A 17,661-nucleotide genomic window follows, 5' to 3' on the forward strand; every position below is an offset into this window, starting at 1 on the left:
AGACCGACGGGGGCAGAGCCCCCAACCGCCCTCACAGCTTGCGCGTCAGCCGGGTCAGCATCCCGAGGCAGGCTTCCAACTGGTCCACCGCGACATATTCGTCAGGCTTGTGCGCCTGGGCGATGGACCCCGGCCCGCAGACCACCGCCGAACAGCCCAGCTTCTGGAACAATCCCGCCTCGGTGCCGAAGGGAACCAGCCCGCAGCCGTTGGCCCCGGTAAGTTCCATGCACAGATCGCGCGCCGCGTTGTCGTCCATGGGCTCAAGGCCGTCGACCTCGGCGATTGTCTCGGTCTCGATCCGCGCGCGCGGGTCCACCTTCCGCATGGCGGGCAAGAGCGTTTCCGCGACATAGGCGGCCAGGTCAGCTTTCACGAAAGCCGCGTCGGATTGCTGAACCGGGCGCATTTCCCATTCCACTTCGGCCGTGCCGGGGATCACGTTATGGGCGATGCCGCCATGCAGGGCCCCTGTGTTGATCGTGGACCAGGGCGGGTCGAACTTCGATCCTTCGGGCGCCCGCTCGCGCAGGCGGTCGGACAGTTCGATCAGACGGGTGACGTAGCGCACTGCGTAGTCCACCGCGTTGACGCCCAGATCGGGCGATGATCCGTGCCCCTCCAGCCCGGTGAAACGCGTGGTGTATTCATAGCAGCCCTTGTGCCCCTCGATCACGCGCATCTCGGTCGGCTCGCCGATGATGGCGAGGGCCGGGCGCAGGCCCTTTTCGCGCAGGTGATCGACGAGCGCCTGCCCGCCCAGGCAGCCCACCTCCTCGTCATAGGTGAAGGCCATGTGCAGCGGGCGGGTCGTCGCTGCCTCGGCGAATCGTGGCGCCAGCGCGATGCAGGCGGCGATGAAGCCCTTCATGTCGCAGGTGCCCCGGCCGTGAAGCCGCCCCTCGGCCTCGGTCAGTACGAAGGGGTCGGTCGTCCAGGGCTGGTCGGCCACCGGCACGACGTCTGTATGCCCGGACAGGACGATGCCACCATCGCGGTCGGGGCCGAAACTGGCCAACAGATTGGCCTTCTGCCCGCTGGCGTCATGCTGCACCTCCACCCGCGCGCCATGGTGTTCCAGAACACCGGCAACATGGTGGATGAGTCTGAGGTTGCTGTCCGCGGAAACGGTGGGAAAGCCGACAAGCCTGCGCAACTCGTCGATACAGGTGGTCAGATCGGTCATGTCACAAGCGTTGGACCGGGACGAGCGGCGCGTCAATCCCGCCTGCGCCCGGCAACGATTCGCGCGCTGTGCCGGAGCGAGGCCACGCCGGACCGTCGATGCCCCTCGGGTCGACAATTTTAGGCGATGTCTATCGCGTCAACCCCGTGATGCGCCGTTGCGCCGCGCCGGAAAACTTCGGCGCAGGGGCAGCGGCACGGCATCTGTTACAAAACCGTCATATAAATGTTGCATAAGCATCATCGGCAATCCGTAGCCCTGCGCCCCAAGGTCAGTCGGCTCGCGGCTGATCGTCTGCAAGACAATATCAGGAGTATCCCATGTCGCTTGCAAAAATGACCGCCTCTGCCTTGGCGATCGCTGCCGTTTCGGCCACTGCGGTTGCTGCCCAAGACCGCAGCACGATCCGCATCGTCGGCTCGTCCACCGTTTTCCCCTTCGCCACTGCCGTCGTCGAGGAGTTCGGCAACTCCACCGAATTTGACACCCCGGTCATCGAATCGACCGGTTCGGGCGGCGGCCTCAAGCTGTTTTGCGAAGGCGTTGGCGTCGAGCACCCCGACCTCACCAACGCTTCGCGTCGCGTGAAGCTGTCCGAGGTCGAGACCTGCGCCGAGAACGGCGTTGAGTTCACCGAGATTCTGGTCGGCTACGACGGTCTCGTGATGGCCAACTCCGCCGACGGCCCGAAGTTCGACCTGTCCAAGGCCCAGGTCTGGGAAGCCCTGGCCGCCGAAGGTCCGATGCCGGCCATGTGGTCCGACATCGATCCGGCCCTTCCCGCCATCGAGATCGAAGTTCAGGGTCCCCCGCCGACCTCCGGCACCCGTGACTCCTTCGAAGAGCTGGTCATGGAAGTCGGCTGTGAAGAAGCCGGTGGCGAAGACTGCGGCGGTGCCGGCATGGAACTCCGTGAGGATGGCCCCTTCGTCGAAGCTGGTGAGAACGACAACCTGATCGTCTCCAAGCTCGAAGCCAACGAAAATGCGCTTGGCATCTTCGGCTTCTCGAACCTCGATCAGAACCGTGACTCGCTGCAGGGTGTCGTGATCGACGGTGTCGAGCCGACCTTCGAAGCCATCGCGTCCGACGAGTATCCGGTGTCGCGCTCGATGTTCTTCTACATCAAGCACGCCCACGTCGACGTCATCCCGGGCATCAAGGAATACGCCCGTGAATTCGTCAGCGCACAGGGCCCGGGCGGCTACCTGGCTGACGTCGGCCTGATCCCGGTTTCCGAGGATGCCCAGCAGGCAAACCTCGAAGCCATCGAGGAACTGCCGACTCTGACGACCGAAAACTACTGATCCGATTGATCGGACAAGGCCGGGGGCGGTGTGCCGCCCCCGGCATTTTCAATCACGCGCGACCCGATCCTCAGCCGGAGCGGGTCACACTGGGGTCCTCGCATGTTCCTTGCCCTATTTCTCTTTGTTCCAGTCGCGGCCGCGGTCGCCTATGTCGCGTCGCGCCAGCGCGCCATGGCGCTTTCGGCAGCAGCCGGTCAGCGCCTGCACTCCCGGCCGCAGCACCACGGGTTGCACAGCGCCATGTGGGTTTTGCTGGCAGGCTGGGGCGCGCTGATCATTCTGACCGTTGTTGGCGAATCCCTGATCCACAGAATCCTCCTGGGCCGGATCAGTGACGCGTTGCCCAACGATCGCCCCCTGGATTGGAACCTGGTCCTGTCGGACGCAAGAAGCCTTGCGCAGGGCGCCGTCGTGTCGAGCACCGATGCGCTGCGCGAGCAGATTGCCGCCGCGTTTTCCTGGATGAATGGGACACTCCTTTGGGTCGTCACCCTGGCAACGCTCGGCGGTGCAATCGCCGCGGCCTGGTTGACCTACCGGGCCATCGCGATCGAGACCCGCGCCCGGGTCCGGGCGGAAACCATTATTCGCCGTGGTCTGGCCGTGATGGCAACGGTTGCCGTTCTCACCACCATCGGGATCGTGCTGTCGCTGATCTTCGAGACGGTCCGGTTTTTCGGCGCCATCGACTGGCAGCTTCACAAGTTCCTCTTCGGGACCACCTGGAGCCCGCTGTCAGGTGTCTTCGAGGGCGAGATGGACGCCGACAAGGTCGGGATCGTGCCGCTCTTCGCGGGCACGCTGATGATTACCCTGATCGCCATGCTCGTCGCGGTGCCGGTTGGCTTGTTCGCGGCGATCTACCTGTCGGATTTTGCCAACCATCGGGTGCGGGCCGTGGTCAAGCCGGTGATGGAACTGCTCGCCGGGATCCCGACGGTCGTTTACGGGTTTTTCGCGGTGATCACCGTTGCCCCCTTGCTGCGCGATGCCGGCGCGGCGATTGGTGTCCCGATCGCGTCGGAATCCGCGCTTGCGGCCGGCATGGTGATGGGGATCATGATCATTCCCTTCATCTCGTCGCTGAGCGACGACGTCATCAACTCCGTCCCCCAAAGCCTGCGCGACGGCTCGCTCAGCCTTGGCGCGACCAAGGCCGAAACGATCCGGCAGGTCGTCCTGCCCGCCGCCTTGCCCGGGATCGTCTCGGCGATCGTGCTGGGCGTCAGCAAGGCCATCGGTGAAACAATGATCGTGGTCATGGCCGCCGGCCAGGGGCCCAACCTGACCGGCAACCCGCTGGAGGCTATGACGACCGTGACGGTACAAATCGTCGCGCTGATCACCGGTGATACGGATGCCAAGACGGCCGCGGGCCCGGCCTTCACGCTCGGTTTCACGCTCTTCGTGATGACACTTCTGATGAACATGCTCGCCCAGCGGCTGGTTGCCCGCTTCCGCGAAGCCTACGACTGACGGGACCCGAACATGGCTGACCTCGCTTCCAATAGCCCCGACGCCGCGCCCCGCCCCGGCAGCCTTGCCGCCGGGTCGGACCGTCTGCGCAAGCGGCGCCGCGCCGAATTGCGGTTGAAGATCTACGGACTTTCCGCCATCGGCATCGCGGCGGCGGCGCTGATCGCGCTGCTGTCCACCGTCGTGTTCCAGGCCGGCGGCGCCCTCTTCTCCACTTATTTCGACAAGGAAATCCAGCTTGACACCGAGTTTCTCGGGGTCACGGCAAGTTCGGACCCGGATGTCATCCGCCGCGCCGACTTCGACGCCCTGATCGAACGGGGCCTGGAAGAGCGCTTCCCCCTGGCCACCGGGCGGCAGGAACGGCGCGAGCTGCACGACCTCGTCTCCGGCGGGGCCAACTTCGAGCTGGCCGAACATGTTGCCGCCAACCCGGATCTGCTTGGGCAGAGCATCAACTTCCCGCTGATCGGGTCCGACACGCTGGACCTCTACAAGCAGGGCGCCTATGGGCAGCTCGACCGGCAGCCGATCAACGGCCTGCTTTCGGTTTCGGAACGTGAAGACGGCAGCCTCGACATTTCATCGAGCGCCAATGACTTCAGCGAGGCCCTGCGCCAGGTCAAGGCCCAGCTTTACATAGATGCAGACCGGCTGCGCCGGCAAGCCAGCCGCCAGGAAAACGCGATCCGGGTCTACGGTGAACGGGCCGAGGCGGCCGAGACCGACGAAGAGCGCAGCGAGCATTTGGCCGATCAGGACCTCGCACGCGAGCGGCGCGACGCCCTGATCGCCGAGGCTGAGGGGCTTGAGGCGCGCGCCAACGGCGCCGGCGGCGCCGAAGAGGCCGACGACGAGAACGTCTCGCTCTTGATTAAGGCCGGCGGCGGATGGATGCGTCTGACCGAGGTGAATAGGGCGGACGGCACGGGCGAGATGCTCACCCAGGTCGACCTGCCGATCGAGGACAGCGAAGCCTGGTCGTTCCATATCCTGGCGATGCCCGAGGGCAATCGCCCGTTCAGCGACCATCAGATCGCCTGGGCCGAAACGCTCGATGAAGCAGGGCTGATCGAGCGGGTCTTCAACACCCGCTTCTTCACGGCCGCCGACAGTCGCGCGCCGGAACTGGCGGGCATCTGGGGCGCGGTCGTGGGCTCGTTCTGGACCATGATCGTCACCTTCAGCCTGGCCTTCCCGGTCGGGGTGCTCGGCGCGATCTACTTGCAGGAATTCGCGCCGCGGAATCGCTTCACCGACTTCATTGAGGTGAACATCAACAACCTTGCCGCGGTTCCGTCGATCGTCTTCGGCCTGCTCGGGCTGGCGGTCTTCCTCAGCTTCTTCGGGATGCCGCGGTCGGCTCCGCTGGTGGGCGGGATCGTGCTGGCCTTGATGACGCTGCCGACGATCATCATCGCTTCGCGGGCCGCCCTGCGGGCCGTGCCGCCTTCGATCCGCGAGGCCGCGCTAGGCGTCGGGGCCTCGAAGGTGCAGGCGGTGTTCCACCATGTGCTGCCGCTGGCGATGCCCGGCATCCTGACCGGCACGATCATCGGAATGGCCGCGGCGCTTGGCGAAACCGCGCCGCTGCTGCTGATCGGCATGGTGGCCTTCATCGTCGAGGTGCCTTCGGGCATTATGGACAACGCGACGGTCCTGCCGGTGCAGGTCTTCCGCTGGTCCGATTTCCCGGAACGGGCTTTCGAGGCCAAGACCGCGGCGGCAATTTGCGTGCTGCTCACCTTCCTTGTTGTTATGAACGCACTTGCCATCTTCCTGCGCAAGCGCTTCGAACGCCGCTGGTAAAGGGGACCCGGACCATGAATGATATGAGACTGATTGAGAGAGCGGTTGATATGGACGACATCAAGATCTCGGCCCGCGACGTGCAGGTCTACTACGGGGACAATCACGCCATCAAGGACGTGCGTGTCGACATCGAGGACAAGACGGTGACCGCCTTCATCGGCCCGTCGGGCTGCGGCAAGTCGACCTTCCTGCGCTGTCTGAACCGTATGAACGACACGATCGAGGTCTGCCGCGTCGAGGGCGATATCCGCCTGGACGGCGAGGACATCAACGACCGGCGGGTGGACCCTGTCCAGTTGCGCGCCAAGGTCGGCATGGTGTTCCAGAAGCCGAACCCCTTCCCGAAGTCGATCTATGACAACGTGGCTTATGGCCCCAAGATCCACGGCATGGCCGGCAACAAGGCCGAACTTGACGAAATCGTCGAGAAGGCCCTGCGCCGCGGTGCGATCTGGGACGAGGTCAAGGATCGCCTGGACGCGCCCGGCACCGGCCTTTCGGGCGGCCAGCAGCAGCGCCTTTGCATCGCCCGCGCCGTCGCGACCGAGCCCGAGGTCCTGCTGATGGACGAGCCCTGTTCGGCGCTCGATCCCATCGCGACGGCGCAGGTCGAGGAACTGATCGACGAATTGCGCCAGAACTACTGCGTGGTCATCGTGACCCACTCGATGCAACAGGCCGCGCGGGTCAGCCAGAAGACCGCCTTCTTCCACCTCGGTGATCTCGTGGAATACGACGAGACCGGGAAAATCTTTACCAATCCCCAGGATGAGCGCACGGAAAGCTACATCACCGGGCGTATCGGGTGATACAATGAACCAGGAACATATTTCCTCTGCCTTCGATCGCGATCTCGAGGCAATCCAGGCCCTGATGGTCAAAATGGGCGGCCTTGTCGAGGCGGCCATCCTCGACGGGGCCAAGGCCGTGACGACGCGGGACAACGACCTGGCCGAACAGATCCGCCAGGGCGACAAGGCCATCGACGATCTCGAAGAACGCATCAACGAGGAAGCGGCCCGCACCATCGCGCTGCGCGCGCCGGTGTCCAGCGACCTGCGGATCGTGCTGTCGGTGCTCAAGCTCGCCGCCAGCCTCGAACGCATCGGCGACTATGCCCGCAATCTGGCCAAGCGCACCGAGGTCCTGGCCGATCAACGCCCGATCAGCGGCCCGGACAAGGCGCTCAAGCGCATGGCCAAGGAGGTGCAGCGGATGCTCAAGGACGTGCTGGATGCCTACGTGCGCCGCGACGCCGAACTGGCCGAGGACGTGCGCCAGCGTGACGAGGAAGTCGACGAGATGTACAACGCGCTGTTCCGCGAGTTCCTGACCTTCATGATGGAGGACCCGCGCAGCATCACCGCCTGCATGCACCTGCATTTCATCGCCAAGAACGTCGAACGCATGGGCGATCTGGTCACCAACATGGCCGAACAGGTGATCTACATGGTGTCCGGCGAGATGCCCGACGACAACCGCCCCAAGAGCGACGAGACGGCCTTCATTTCAGGCGAAACATAGACTCATGTCCCCTTCCACGCAGCCACATGTACTTGTGGTCGAGGATGAACTGGCACAGCGCGAAGTCCTTGGCTACAACCTTGAAGCCGAAGGGTTCCGGACCACCAAGGCCGAGGACGGGGAACAGGCCCTCATTATGGTGGACGAGGACATGCCGGACGTCATCGTGCTGGACTGGATGCTGCCCAATGTCTCGGGGATAGAGGTATGCCGGCAGCTCAAGACCCGGCCAGAGACGCGCGGCGTGCCGATCATCATGCTTTCGGCCCGGTCCGAGGAGGTGGACAAGGTCCGCGGCCTGGAAACGGGCGCGGACGACTACGTGGTCAAGCCCTATTCCGTGTCCGAATTGCTGGCCCGGATCCGCACGCAGTTGCGGCGCGTGCGCCCGGCCACGGTGGGGCAGATTCTTGTCTTCGACGACATCGAGCTGGACAGTGAAACTCACCGCGTCAAACGGTCCAACAAGCTGCTCAAGCTGGGGCCGACCGAGTTCCGTCTTTTGACGACCTTCATGGAGAAACCGGGTCGTGTCTGGTCGCGCGAACAGCTACTGGACCGGGTCTGGGGCCGCGATATATATGTCGACACCCGCACCGTTGACGTCCACATCGGCCGCTTGCGCAAGGCCCTGACCCAGCACGGTGGCGATGATCCCGTGCGCACGGTGCGCGGGGCGGGCTATGCGCTGGGGTGACGCCGGTTTTGTCACGCGGTTGTCTTGAAACTCTGGTTTACTCGCTCGTGAAGATGAATCGTGGTGGTCCCGGGGGACAGATGACCGGCTTTTTCTGGAATTTCGTGCTTGGCACCGGCGTTGCGTTGCTTGCCTGGCTGGCCCTCGAGTGGGTGATGTTCCGCCTTTTGCCGCGGATGGAAGCCTGGCTGCCCGATGACATCTGCGGGCCGGGTGGCTGGTTCTACGACACCGAGCACCGCAGCGGCATCTTTGATCGCCCGCCGCGGCGCATGGGCTGAGCTACGGCTTTCGGCGTCTGCCAAAGGGTGTCATGCCAAAGCGCCGCTTGAAATGGCGTGACAGCACCGAGACCGAGTTGAATCCGGCGGCTGTCGCGACCTCCATCACGCTCATGTCCGTTTCGGCCAGCAGCGAATGCGCCCGGTCCAGCCGGATGTTGCGGTAGATCGCGGCGGGTGGCTCGCCCAGGCTCCGGGTGAATTGCCGCTCCATCTGGCGGCGCGACACGCCCGCGCCCTCGGCAAGCTCTTCAAGCGTGAGCGGCTCCTCGATATTGGCGTACATGGCGCGCAGAACATGCAGCAGCTTGGGGTTGCGGCTGTCTATGGCCCGCGCGATCGAAGAGCGCTGCTCGCGCCCCGGCCTCTGGTTGGGATCGTTCAGGCACATGTCGGACACCGCGACGGCGAAGGCCTCGCCGTAGTCCTCGGCGATGATGGACAGCATCATCTCGGTCGAGGCCGAACCGCCGCTGCAGGTGCGGAGAGGCCCGTCCGCCTCGAAGCGGGTCAGGCTGGGGCTGAGGTCGGGATAGGCCTCGCGGAACCCCGGCTGGTTCTCCCAGTGCAGGGTAAAGCGCTTGTTGTCGAGCAGCCCGGCGCGCGCCAGGGTCATGGCCCCGGTGCAGATGCCGCCGACCGGGCTACCGAAACGGGCATGTTTCCGGACCGCTGCAAGAACGGCCTCCGAGGCGACCTCGGTGCCCCGGTTGCCGGAACAGACGAATAGATCCAGGTCGTCGGTCAGCGCCTCCAACCCGCCATGTACACCCATTTCGACCCCCGATGAGGCAGGCACCGGGTTGCCGTCTTCGGACATCACGACCCAGCCGTAAAGCGGCCGCTGGGCAAGCTGGTTGGCCACCCGCAGCGGGTCCAGCGCGGAACTGAAGGCCAGCAGCGTGAACTCGCGCAGCAACAGGAACCCGAACCAGCGCGTCGGCAGCGGTGTCTCGATCGGGTAGGTGAAGGCGCCCGCGGGCACATGCGCCTGTCGGATGGTCATGGCCTATCCCCTTTCCACCGGCGCTGGTCCGCGCGCATGACGATTGCGCCGTCACGCTGACAGGGGGCGATGTCGTCTGGCGTCAGCAGTGGGTGGGGCACGGCGGTTTCTCCGGGTTTGCGCTACGTTCTGCCATAGCACGGAAAAGCCCCGGCAAAACAAGGCCTGCCTCAGCCGCCGTCGCGCACCTCGCGCACCCAGGCGACGATCGAGCGGCGCGCCGCATCATCCATCTGGATCGCATTGGACGGGGGCATCGCGTGGCTGATACCGGCCTGCAGGTAGATCTGCCCGGCCTGGCGCGCCACGTCTCCGCGCGTTTCCAGGTGAACGCCCTTGGGCGCCCAGTGCATGTTGCCCCAGGCGGGATCGCGCGCATGGCACATGGAGCAATTGCCCACCACCGCGAAATAGGCCTCCTCGAAGCCCTCGGCCGAGGCGTATTGCTGCTCGTGCTCTGTCAGCGGCCGCGCCTCGGCCTCTTCCCGGGTCTCGCCCGGGCGGTAGGTGGACAGCCAGGCGATCACGATCATCAACAGCACCGTGACGAACCAGGTCCAGTGCGGCCCCTTGCCAGTGCGGTGCATGGTGTTGAAATAGTGCCGTATCGTCACGCCGGTCAGAAAGATCAGGCTGGCGATCAGCCAGCTGAATTCGGTGGCGAAGGCCAGCGGGTAGTGGTTCGACAGCATCAGGAAGATGACCGGCAGCGTCAGGTAGTTGTTATGCGTCGAACGCAGCTTGGCGATCTTGCCGTACTTGGCATCCGGGGTCCGTCCGGCCTTGAGGTCGGCAACCACGATGCGCTGGTTCGGCATGATCTGGAAAAAGACGTTCGCGGTCATGATCGTGGCGGTGAAGGCGCCCAGGTGCAGCAGTGCGGCGCGCCCGGTAAAGATCTGGTCATAGCCCCAGGACATGACCACCAGGATCACGAAGAGGATCAGCATCAGCACCGTCGGATTTTCGCCCAGCCGCGACTTGCACAGCTGATCGTAGGCGATCCAGCCGATGGTCAGCGACGCCGCCGAGATGGCGATGCCCTGCCAGAGCGCCAGATCGGCCTTTGTTGGGTCCAGCAGGTAGAGTTCTCCGCCGACCCAGTAGACGATCATCAGGAGCGCCGCACCGGACAGCCAGGTCGTGTAGCTTTGCCATTTGTGCCAGGTCAGATGCTCGGGCAGCCGCGCCGGGGCCACCATGTATTTCGTGGTGTGGTAGAAGCCCCCGCCGTGGACCTCCCATTCCTCTCCCGCGGCGCCCTCGGGCATGTCCGGGGCGGGTCTGAGCGCCAGGTCCAGCGCGATGAAATAGAACGAGGCCCCGATCCAGGCCATCGCGGTGATGACATGCAGCCAGCGTACCGAAAAGGCGATCCAGTCCCAGATGATTGCCAGGTCGTACATGCGGGCCTCCTGAAGATTCGACGTCGAGCGAAGTCTAGGCGCCCCTGATTTATTCTGCTATCGCCGGAAAAGCCCAAGCAGCATCAAAAATTACAAAATAATGTCCTATCTCGACAATATCCGAACATTTGTCCGTGTCTACGAGTTGGGCAGCATGTCCGCCGCGGGCCGGGATTTGCGGATCTCCCCTGCCGTGACCTCTTCGCGGATTTCGCAGTTGGAGGAACACCTGGGCGTGCGTCTGTTCCAGCGCACGACCCGCAGCCTGACACCAACGGAACAGGGGCAGTCCTTCTATCGTGGCGCGACCGAGATCCTGGAGGCGGTGGAAAGCGCCGAGGCGCAGATCGCCAATATCACCGAGAACCTGCGCGGGTCTCTGTATGTCGCCGCGCCGCTGGGGGTGGGGCGGCGGCTGATCGCGCCGCAGGTGCCGGATTTCCTGTCGGACTACCCCGAGGTCAGCGTGCGGCTGCGCCTGACCGACCGAAAGGTGGACCTGACGACCGAAGGGCTGGACCTGGCCTTTTTCCTGGGCCAGCCCGAGGACAGCAACCTGCGCATCCGCAAGATCGCCGATGTGGCTCGTGTGCTTTGCGCCGCGCCCGCCTATATCGCCCGGCGCGGCAAGCCCGCGAACGGCACCAAACTGGTCGAGGAACGGCACGAGTGCCTGTCCTTGCGGTTTCCGGGCGCGACGGAGTTCCAGTGGCGGCTTTCGACGCCCGAGGGGCCGCAGCGGTTTCGCGTTTCGGGGCGCTACGAATGCGATGATGGCGACGTGCTGACCGACTGGGCGTTGGCCGGGCAGGGGGTGGCCATGAAGCCCGTCTTCGAGATCGCGGATCATCTTGCCGCCGGTCGCCTGGTGCCGGTCGCGGAACAGACCCCGCCCGAGCCGATCCAGATGGCCTGCCTGTTCACCCACCGGCGACGGCAAGACCCCAAGACGCGGCTGTTCATGGAATTCATGATCGACCGCATCGCCAGGGCGGTGTCGGGCGCGTAAGTGGGCGGCCCGTCCTGATGGCATCCAATCTGGGCATTGCGCGGCTTGGGCGCAATGTCCGCCCGGGGGCGCGCAGCGAACCGACCGCTAACTGCCCCGATAGGTCGAATACCCGAACGGCGAGAGCAGCAGTGGAACGTGGTAATGCGCCGCCTCCGACATGCCGAAGCGGATCGGGATCACGTCCAGGAAGCGTGGGCTTTCGGGCGGCGTGCCGATGGCATCCAGGTATGCCCCCGCTTGAAAGACCAGTTCGTATTCGCCTGTCTTGAAGACCTCTTCGGGCAGGATCTGTTCATCCGTGCGCCCGTCCGCGTTGGTGACCAGTGTCTTGAGCAGGCGGCGGTCGCCGTCCAGCCGAAACAGCTCGATCCGCAGGCCTTCGGCCGGGCAGCCGCGGGCGGTATCCAGGACATGGGTCGTCAAGTATCCGGTCATGGCGCACTCTTTTTCCTTTGGGCTGTCCCGCTTCTCGCCCGTCAGGGCGGGCAGGGCAAGCCGAAGCTCCTTCTTGGAGCTTTTGAAAAACATCTGGTATTTCCTCGTATATGAGGGATCAAAAGAAGGGAGCCAGCCTTGGCACGCTATCCACGCGACATGACCGGCCACGGGGCCACGCCACCGCAGCCGAACTGGCCCGACGGGGCGAAGATCGCCGTTCAGATCGTCCTGAATTTCGAGGAGGGCGGCGAGAACAACGTCCTGCATGGCGATGCCGCCTCCGAGGCCTTCCTGTCCGAGATCACCGGTGCCCAGCCCTGGCCGGGCCAGCGGCATTGGAACATGGAATCGATCTATGAATACGGCAGCCGGGCCGGGTTCTGGCGTATCCATCGCCTGCTGCGACAGACCCCGATCACCGTTTACGGCGTGGCCACCGCCCTTGCCCGCGCGCCGCAGCAACTGGCCGCGATGCAGGCGGCGGGCTGGGAAATCGCCAGCCACGGCTTGAAATGGGTCGAACACAAGGACATGGATGCAGACGACGAGCGCGCCCAGATCCGCGAGGCGATCCGCCTGCATTGCGAGGTGACGGGCAAGGCCCCGCGCGGCTGGTATACCGGACGCTGTTCCATGCACACGATCGACCTGGCCGCGCAAGAGGGCGACTTTGCCTATATCGCCGACAGCTATGCCGATGATCTGCCATACTGGATAGAGGCCGGAGGCAAGGACCAACTGATCGTGCCCTACACCATGGATTGCAACGACATGCGCTTTGCTATCCAGGCGGGGTTCACCAACGGGGCGCAGTTCGAAAGCTATCTCAAGGACAGTTTCGACTATCTTTATGCCGAGGGGCAGGCGGGTGCGCCCAAAATGCTTTCCATCGGGCTGCATTGCCGCCTTGTCGGGCGCCCCGGCCGCGCTGCCGCACTGGCCCGCGTGCTGGACCATATCCGCAAACATGACGGTGTCTGGTTCGCCACCCGCGAACAGATCGCCGATCACTGGGCGCGGCAGCATCCGCCGCAGGCCCTGCCACGGCCCTCGCAGATGGACAAGGCGGATTTCGTGGCCCAGTTCGGTGGAGTCTTCGAGCACAGCCCCTGGATCGCCGAGGGCGCCTGGGACCTGGAGCTTGGCCCCGCCCACGACAGCGCCCAGGGCGTGCACAATGCACTGGCCCGCGTGTTCCGGTCCGCCCCCGAGGACAAGCGCCTTGGGGTTCTGACCGCGCACCCGGACCTTGCGGGCAAACTGGCCGCGGCGCGGCGGCTGACAGACGAGTCGACGGCCGAGCAGGCCAGCGCCGGGCTGGATGCGCTGACCGATGCCGAACGCGAGACCCTCACGCGGCTTAACGATGCCTACACTGCCAAGTTCGGCTTTCCCTTCATCATCGCGGTGCGGGATCACGACAAGGCCTCGATCATGGCGGCCTTCCGGGCGCGGCTGGAAAACGACCGTGCGACGGAGTTTGCCGAAGCCTGCCGCCAGGTCGAGCGTATCGCCGAGTTGCGCCTGATCGAGAAGCTGGGCGGATGACCCAACGCATCCGCCCCCAGCCGCTGACAGCCGAGGCCTTCGCCCCCTTCGGCGATGTGCTGGACGTGGCCGGTGCGCCGGACAAGATCATCAATCAAGGGTTTTGCGGCCGCTATCACGACAGGGCCCGGCTGGACTTTGGCGCGGGTCGCGCGGGGATCAGCCTGTTCAAGGCCCAGCCGCGCGCGCTGCCTTATCATCTCGACATGATGGAGCGTCACCCCGAGGGCAGCCAGTCCTTTATCCCGATGAGCATGGATGCCTTTCTGGTGATCGTCGCGCCAGACGCGGGCGGCCATCCCGGCCCGCCGGTGGCCTTCATAACTGCGCCCGGCCAGGGCGTGAATTACCACCGCGGGGTCTGGCACGGCGTGCTGACCCCGCTGGCTGCACCGGGCCTTTTCGCGGTGATCGACCGCATCGGCGACGGACCAAACCTCGAGGAGCACTGGTTCGATCAGGCATACGAGGTCATCCGCGCATGACGAATTTCGCGGATCGACCGGCCCGGATTGCGCCCGGTGTCACATCTCGCGCGCGGCCATACGGCGCGCCATGTCCAGCATCCGCGCCGAAAAGCCCCATTCGTTGTCATACCAGCCCAGCAGCCGTAGCTGTCCGCCGGCGATGACCTGCGTCTCCGGCAAGGCCAGTACCAGCGATTCCGTCCGCCCTCGAAAATCGGTGGACACGCAGGGGTCGTTGGTCATTCCGAAGAGGCGCCGATCGGCCAGGGCCTCGGTCAGGGCGATATTTGCGTCGCCTTCGGGCGGTCTATCCAGTTGCAGCACCGCATCCAACGCCGAGACCGAGATCGTTGGAACCCGGACAGCGGCAACGCTGAGCCGGTCGCGGAAATGGGGCAGAACCCCCGTGACCTGATCCATGGCGCTGCTGGTCGTGGGCACCATGGACACACCCGCCGCCCGGCTGCGCTCAAGGTTGGCCCCGGGCTGGTCCACCGTGGGCTGGCTGCCGGTGTAGCAATGCACCGTCGTGACATGGGCGCGGGTGATCCCGAAGGCCTGGTCCAGCGCCCGCAGCATCGGCGCGATGGCATTGGTGGTGCAAGAGGCATTGGATACGATGCGGGCCTCGCCCGGCTCATCCTCGTTCGCGCCCAGAACGGTGGTACAGTCTGCGGCGGGCGAAGGCCCGGAGATCAACACCTGCGTGGCGCCCGCCCGCAGCCCGGCCTGCGCCGTGTCACGATCCTTGGCACGGCCCGTGCATTCCAGCACCACGTCCACCTCGGCCAGGTCGAGTTTGCGCAGCTCCGGTTCATTGTGGAAGGGCAGGCGCGTTTCGCCCGTCTGTATCCAGCCCGGTCCGGCCTCCACTGGCTGCGGGAAGGGGCCATAGACGCTGTCGTAGCGCAACAGATAGGCGCATGTTTCCAGCGGCGCGATGTCGTTGACGCCCGCGATCTCGATACCTGCCCCTGCCGGGGTCGTCAGGATCTGGCGAAACAGGCTGCGCCCGATGCGGCCAAAGCCGTTGATGAAGACGCGGATGGGGCGAGACACGGGCAGGGCCCTCCTGACGGGACACGAAAGCCGGCCGTGTCCGAGCCACAACCGGCAGGTGGTGCATAGCGGAAAGCGTGGCGGTGGTCCAAGCCCTGGAGCCTGTCGCGCGCATTGGCGTTCTCCTCACGGGCTCAGAAAAAATCACCCTCGATGGCGAGGTCCACCACCGCCGCGGCCCTGGCCAGGTCCTGTAGGCCCGAACGGACCCTCTCGAAAAGGTGATTTCCTCACCGGCGCTGCGCCCGGGGTGTCTGCCGTTGATGGCCGCGCCAAAGTCGTGGATGTCGCTTTCTCTGCGCGGGTTCAGTAGCCGCGCCCGCGGGCCGAGACCGGCCAGACGGATTCGACCTTGCCGCCGCGCACACCGACAAACCAGTCATGGAGATTGACGGTGGGGTCGCAGTGCCCGGGCACCAGCCTCAGCTTATCGTTGATCCCGAGCACCCCGTCCGGATCGGACAGGACGCCATGCTCGTCCGAGCCTTCGACATAGGCCAGGTCGTCGCGGCCAAAGACCACCGGCAGGCCGCTGTCGACCGACTGTGCCTTGAGCCCCGCATCGACGATGGCCTTGTCAGGTCTCACATGGCTCATGACGCTGGTCAGGACGTAAAGGGCGTTTTCCCATTCGCCCTGGTCGATGCGTTTGCCGTGCTTGTCGCGGATACGGCCATAGTCGGCGTCCATGAAGGCGTAGGAGCCGCACTGCAGTTCGTTGTAGACGCCCGAGTTGGACTCGAAATAATAAGAGCCGGTGCCACCACCGCCGACGATGTCGCAGTCCAGGCCTACGGCCTTGAGCGCATCGACCGCCGCGCGCACCTGTGCCACGGCCAGGTCGATCTTGGCCTTGCGGGCGTCGTACCTGCCCAGGTGCTGCATCGCGCCCTGATAGGCCTGCAGGCCGGCGAATTTCAGCCCCGGCGCCGCGTCGGTGGCCTTGGCGATCTCCACAACCTCCGCTGCGGTTGTCACGCCGCAGCGGCCCGCGCCACAGTCGATCTCGACGAGGCATTCGATCTGTGTGCCCTGTGTGATCGCCGCCGATGACAACTCGGCCACGTTGGCAATGTCATCGACACAGACGATTGCGCGCCCCCCCAGCTTGGGTATCCGCGCCAGCCGGTCGATCTTGGCCGGTTCGCGCACCTGGTTGGACACGAGAATATCCGTGATGCCGCCCCGGGCAAAGACCTCCGCCTCGGATACCTTCTGGCAACAGACCCCACAGGCGCCGCCAAGATCTTGTTGCAGCTTCTGCACGTCCACGGACTTGTGCATCTTGCCATGGGTACGAAGGCGCATGCCATGCTGCCTGGCATAGTTGCCCATCTTCGTGATGTTGCGTTCCAGCGCGTCGAGGTCCAGCACCAGCGCGGGGGTCTGGATATCGGCCTCCGCCATGCCCGGCTTGGCGGGGATGTCGAAGCCGACCTCGTAGGCGTCCAGCCAGGTTTCGTCCGTCATCGGAAGTCTCCTTGTCGGCCCTGCACTCGGGGCAGGGTATCCAGGTCCGGGGGTGCGGCCTGCCGTTCGGCGGGGCGGTGGACTAGCCCAGCGGCATCTGCCGGTTGACGTCCTTGTAAAGCAGGTAGCGGAACCGGCCCGGGCCACCCGCGTAACAGGCCTGCGGGCAGAAGGCGCGCAGCCACACGAAATCGCCCGCCTCGACCTCGACCCAGTCGGTGTTCAGCCGATAGGCCGCCTTGCCTTCCAGAATGTAAAGCCCGTGTTCCATGACGTGGGTTTCCAGGAACGGGATGACCGCGCCCGGCTCGAAGGTGACCACGGTCACATGCATGTCGTGGCGCATGTCGGTAGGGTCCACAAAGCGGGTGGTCGCCCATTTACCCTCGGTTCCGGGCATCGGGGTGGGCGCGATGTCGTTTTCGTTGAGGACCAGCACATCGGGCGCGTCCAGTCCGTCGACCGCCTCATAAGCCTTGCGGATCCAGTGCAAGCGCAACGGTGCGTCGCCTGTGTTGTGAAGGGTCCAGCCGCTTGCGGGCGGCAGATAGGCATATCCGCCCGGTGTCATATCGTGGGTCTGACCCGTTACTGTCAGTTGCGCCTGCCCCTCGAGCACGAAAAGCACCGACTCGGCGCGCGGGTCGGTTTCGGGCCGGTCGGACCCGCCACCGGGCTGCACCTCCATGACATACTGCGAGAAGGTCTCGGCGAATCCGGACAGTGGGCGGGCCAGCACCCAGGCGCGGGTTGCGTCCCAGAAGGGCAGGAAACTGGTGACGATGTCGCGCATCGTACCCCGCGGGATTACCGCGTAGGCCTCGGTGAAAACGGCGCGGTCGGTCAAAAGCTGCTCTTGCCCCGGGTGCCCGCCCTGCGGCGCGTAATAGGTGTTGGTCATGGCGGCTCCTGCAGCCTGCGGAAATCACCGGATGACTATGCGCCGCCCGGTGGGGAGAAGCCACAGGC

17 protein-coding genes and 2 pseudogenes are annotated in these 17,661 nt (G+C 65.0%); 11 read left to right on the forward strand and 8 right to left on the reverse strand.

Annotation, left to right across the window (positions count from 1 at the left end; genetic code table 11):
* Positions 1–31 precede the first annotated feature (31 nt).
* Both argE and ACH107_RS04995 read right to left on the reverse strand, forming a co-directional pair.
* Positions 32–1,186 (reverse strand): acetylornithine deacetylase, encoded by a 1,155-nt coding sequence (gene argE, locus ACH107_RS04990; RefSeq protein ID WP_412504909.1) that lies wholly within the window; start codon positions 1,184–1,186, stop codon positions 32–34.
* A gap of 138 nt (positions 1,187–1,324) precedes the next feature.
* Positions 1,325–1,486: a hypothetical protein gene (locus ACH107_RS04995; protein ID WP_412504910.1), complete on the reverse strand. Its 162-nt coding sequence runs from the start codon at positions 1,484–1,486 to the stop codon at positions 1,325–1,327.
* Positions 1,487–1,506: 20 nt separating this feature from the next.
* Between ACH107_RS04995 and ACH107_RS05000 the strand changes: the two genes are divergently transcribed.
* From ACH107_RS05000 to ACH107_RS05035, 8 genes and pseudogenes are all read left to right on the forward strand, one after another.
* Entirely contained in the window at positions 1,507–2,493 is a 987-nt protein-coding gene (locus tag ACH107_RS05000; protein ID WP_412504911.1) for a substrate-binding domain-containing protein, read from the forward strand.
* A 102-nt stretch (positions 2,494–2,595) separates the two neighbouring features.
* Positions 2,596–3,972 (forward strand): phosphate ABC transporter permease subunit PstC, encoded by a 1,377-nt coding sequence (gene pstC, locus ACH107_RS05005; protein ID WP_412504912.1) that lies wholly within the window; start codon positions 2,596–2,598, stop codon positions 3,970–3,972.
* A gap of 12 nt (positions 3,973–3,984) precedes the next feature.
* A pseudogene (locus ACH107_RS05010) lies at positions 3,985–4,470 on the forward strand (DUF3333 domain-containing protein); the annotation flags it as partial.
* A 513-nt stretch (positions 4,471–4,983) separates the two neighbouring features.
* Positions 4,984–5,781: pseudogene (gene pstA, locus ACH107_RS05015) on the forward strand (phosphate ABC transporter permease PstA); the annotation flags it as partial.
* 14 nt (positions 5,782–5,795) lie between these two features.
* Positions 5,796–6,593 (forward strand): phosphate ABC transporter ATP-binding protein PstB, encoded by a 798-nt coding sequence (pstB, locus tag ACH107_RS05020; protein ID WP_310690791.1) that lies wholly within the window; start codon positions 5,796–5,798, stop codon positions 6,591–6,593.
* A 4-nt stretch (positions 6,594–6,597) separates the two neighbouring features.
* Positions 6,598–7,308, forward strand: a complete 711-nt coding sequence (gene phoU, locus ACH107_RS05025) for a phosphate signaling complex protein PhoU (protein ID WP_310690790.1) — start codon at positions 6,598–6,600, stop codon at positions 7,306–7,308.
* 4 nt (positions 7,309–7,312) lie between these two features.
* Positions 7,313–8,005, forward strand: coding sequence for a phosphate regulon transcriptional regulator PhoB (phoB, locus tag ACH107_RS05030; protein WP_310690789.1), 693 nt, complete (start codon positions 7,313–7,315; stop codon positions 8,003–8,005).
* Positions 8,006–8,085: 80 nt separating this feature from the next.
* Complete coding sequence (locus tag ACH107_RS05035) at positions 8,086–8,286, forward strand: hypothetical protein (protein ID WP_310690788.1); 201 nt, start codon at positions 8,086–8,088, stop codon at positions 8,284–8,286.
* Between the two features lies 1 nt (position 8,287).
* On the opposite strand, the gene ACH107_RS05040 is transcribed toward ACH107_RS05035, so the two are convergent.
* The gene (locus ACH107_RS05040; RefSeq protein ID WP_310690787.1) at positions 8,288–9,292 is read right to left on the reverse strand and encodes a GlxA family transcriptional regulator; all 1,005 of its coding nucleotides are present in this window, start codon (positions 9,290–9,292) and stop codon (positions 8,288–8,290) included.
* 170 nt (positions 9,293–9,462) lie between these two features.
* Positions 9,463–10,698 (reverse strand): urate hydroxylase PuuD, encoded by a 1,236-nt coding sequence (locus ACH107_RS05045; RefSeq protein WP_412504913.1) that lies wholly within the window; start codon positions 10,696–10,698, stop codon positions 9,463–9,465.
* 100 nt (positions 10,699–10,798) lie between these two features.
* Between ACH107_RS05045 and ACH107_RS05050 the strand changes: the two genes are divergently transcribed.
* Positions 10,799–11,707 (forward strand): LysR family transcriptional regulator, encoded by a 909-nt coding sequence (locus ACH107_RS05050; RefSeq protein ID WP_310690785.1) that lies wholly within the window; start codon positions 10,799–10,801, stop codon positions 11,705–11,707.
* 87 nt (positions 11,708–11,794) lie between these two features.
* Here the strand turns inward: ACH107_RS05050 and uraH are convergent, their stop codons facing one another.
* The gene (gene uraH / locus ACH107_RS05055; RefSeq protein WP_412504928.1) at positions 11,795–12,145 is read right to left on the reverse strand and encodes a hydroxyisourate hydrolase; all 351 of its coding nucleotides are present in this window, start codon (positions 12,143–12,145) and stop codon (positions 11,795–11,797) included.
* A 138-nt stretch (positions 12,146–12,283) separates the two neighbouring features.
* Here uraH and puuE point away from each other — a divergent pair, with 138 nt between their 5' ends.
* Together puuE and ACH107_RS05065 are read left to right on the forward strand one after the other, a co-directional pair.
* The gene (gene puuE / locus ACH107_RS05060; RefSeq protein ID WP_310690784.1) at positions 12,284–13,696 is read left to right on the forward strand and encodes an allantoinase PuuE; all 1,413 of its coding nucleotides are present in this window, start codon (positions 12,284–12,286) and stop codon (positions 13,694–13,696) included.
* A complete protein-coding gene (locus ACH107_RS05065) occupies positions 13,693–14,181 on the forward strand; it encodes an ureidoglycolate lyase (protein ID WP_310690783.1) in 489 nt (162 codons plus the stop codon). Before puuE ends, ACH107_RS05065 begins: the two co-directional genes overlap by 4 nt.
* A 39-nt stretch (positions 14,182–14,220) precedes the next feature.
* Here the strand turns inward: ACH107_RS05065 and ACH107_RS05070 are convergent, their stop codons facing one another.
* The 3 genes from ACH107_RS05070 to ACH107_RS05080 all read right to left on the reverse strand — a co-directional run bounded on the left by ACH107_RS05070 (position 14,221) and on the right by ACH107_RS05080 (position 17,593).
* Entirely contained in the window at positions 14,221–15,222 is a 1,002-nt protein-coding gene (locus tag ACH107_RS05070) for a type I glyceraldehyde-3-phosphate dehydrogenase (RefSeq protein ID WP_412504914.1), read from the reverse strand.
* Positions 15,223–15,528: 306 nt separating this feature from the next.
* Complete coding sequence (bhcC, locus tag ACH107_RS05075) at positions 15,529–16,692, reverse strand: 3-hydroxy-D-aspartate aldolase BhcC (RefSeq protein ID WP_412504915.1); 1,164 nt, start codon at positions 16,690–16,692, stop codon at positions 15,529–15,531.
* Positions 16,693–16,774: 82 nt separating this feature from the next.
* Entirely contained in the window at positions 16,775–17,593 is an 819-nt protein-coding gene (locus ACH107_RS05080) for a bifunctional allantoicase/(S)-ureidoglycine aminohydrolase (RefSeq protein WP_412504916.1), read from the reverse strand.
* Between the last annotated feature and the right edge of the window lie 68 nt (positions 17,594–17,661).

Source organism: Roseovarius halophilus (ex Wu et al. 2025) (assembly GCF_047086965.1).

Coding starts and splice junctions, on each gene's coding strand:
- argE (WP_412504909.1), bottom strand. CDS start 1,186: ATGACCGATCTGACCACCTGTATCGACGAGTTGCGCAGGCTTGTCGGC.
- ACH107_RS05000 (WP_412504911.1), top strand. CDS start 1,507: ATGTCGCTTGCAAAAATGACCGCCTCTGCCTTGGCGATCGCTGCCGTT.
- pstC (WP_412504912.1), top strand. CDS start 2,596: ATGTTCCTTGCCCTATTTCTCTTTGTTCCAGTCGCGGCCGCGGTCGCC.
- pstB (WP_310690791.1), top strand. CDS start 5,796: ATGAATGATATGAGACTGATTGAGAGAGCGGTTGATATGGACGACATC.
- phoU (WP_310690790.1), top strand. CDS start 6,598: ATGAACCAGGAACATATTTCCTCTGCCTTCGATCGCGATCTCGAGGCA.
- phoB (WP_310690789.1), top strand. CDS start 7,313: ATGTCCCCTTCCACGCAGCCACATGTACTTGTGGTCGAGGATGAACTG.
- ACH107_RS05035 (WP_310690788.1), top strand. CDS start 8,086: ATGACCGGCTTTTTCTGGAATTTCGTGCTTGGCACCGGCGTTGCGTTG.
- ACH107_RS05040 (WP_310690787.1), bottom strand. CDS start 9,292: ATGACCATCCGACAGGCGCATGTGCCCGCGGGCGCCTTCACCTACCCG.
- ACH107_RS05045 (WP_412504913.1), bottom strand. CDS start 10,698: ATGTACGACCTGGCAATCATCTGGGACTGGATCGCCTTTTCGGTACGC.
- ACH107_RS05050 (WP_310690785.1), top strand. CDS start 10,799: ATGTCCTATCTCGACAATATCCGAACATTTGTCCGTGTCTACGAGTTG.
- uraH (WP_412504928.1), bottom strand. CDS start 12,145: ATGACCGGATACTTGACGACCCATGTCCTGGATACCGCCCGCGGCTGC.
- ACH107_RS05065 (WP_310690783.1), top strand. CDS start 13,693: ATGACCCAACGCATCCGCCCCCAGCCGCTGACAGCCGAGGCCTTCGCC.
- bhcC (WP_412504915.1), bottom strand. CDS start 16,692: ATGACGGACGAAACCTGGCTGGACGCCTACGAGGTCGGCTTCGACATC.
- ACH107_RS05080 (WP_412504916.1), bottom strand. CDS start 17,593: ATGACCAACACCTATTACGCGCCGCAGGGCGGGCACCCGGGGCAAGAG.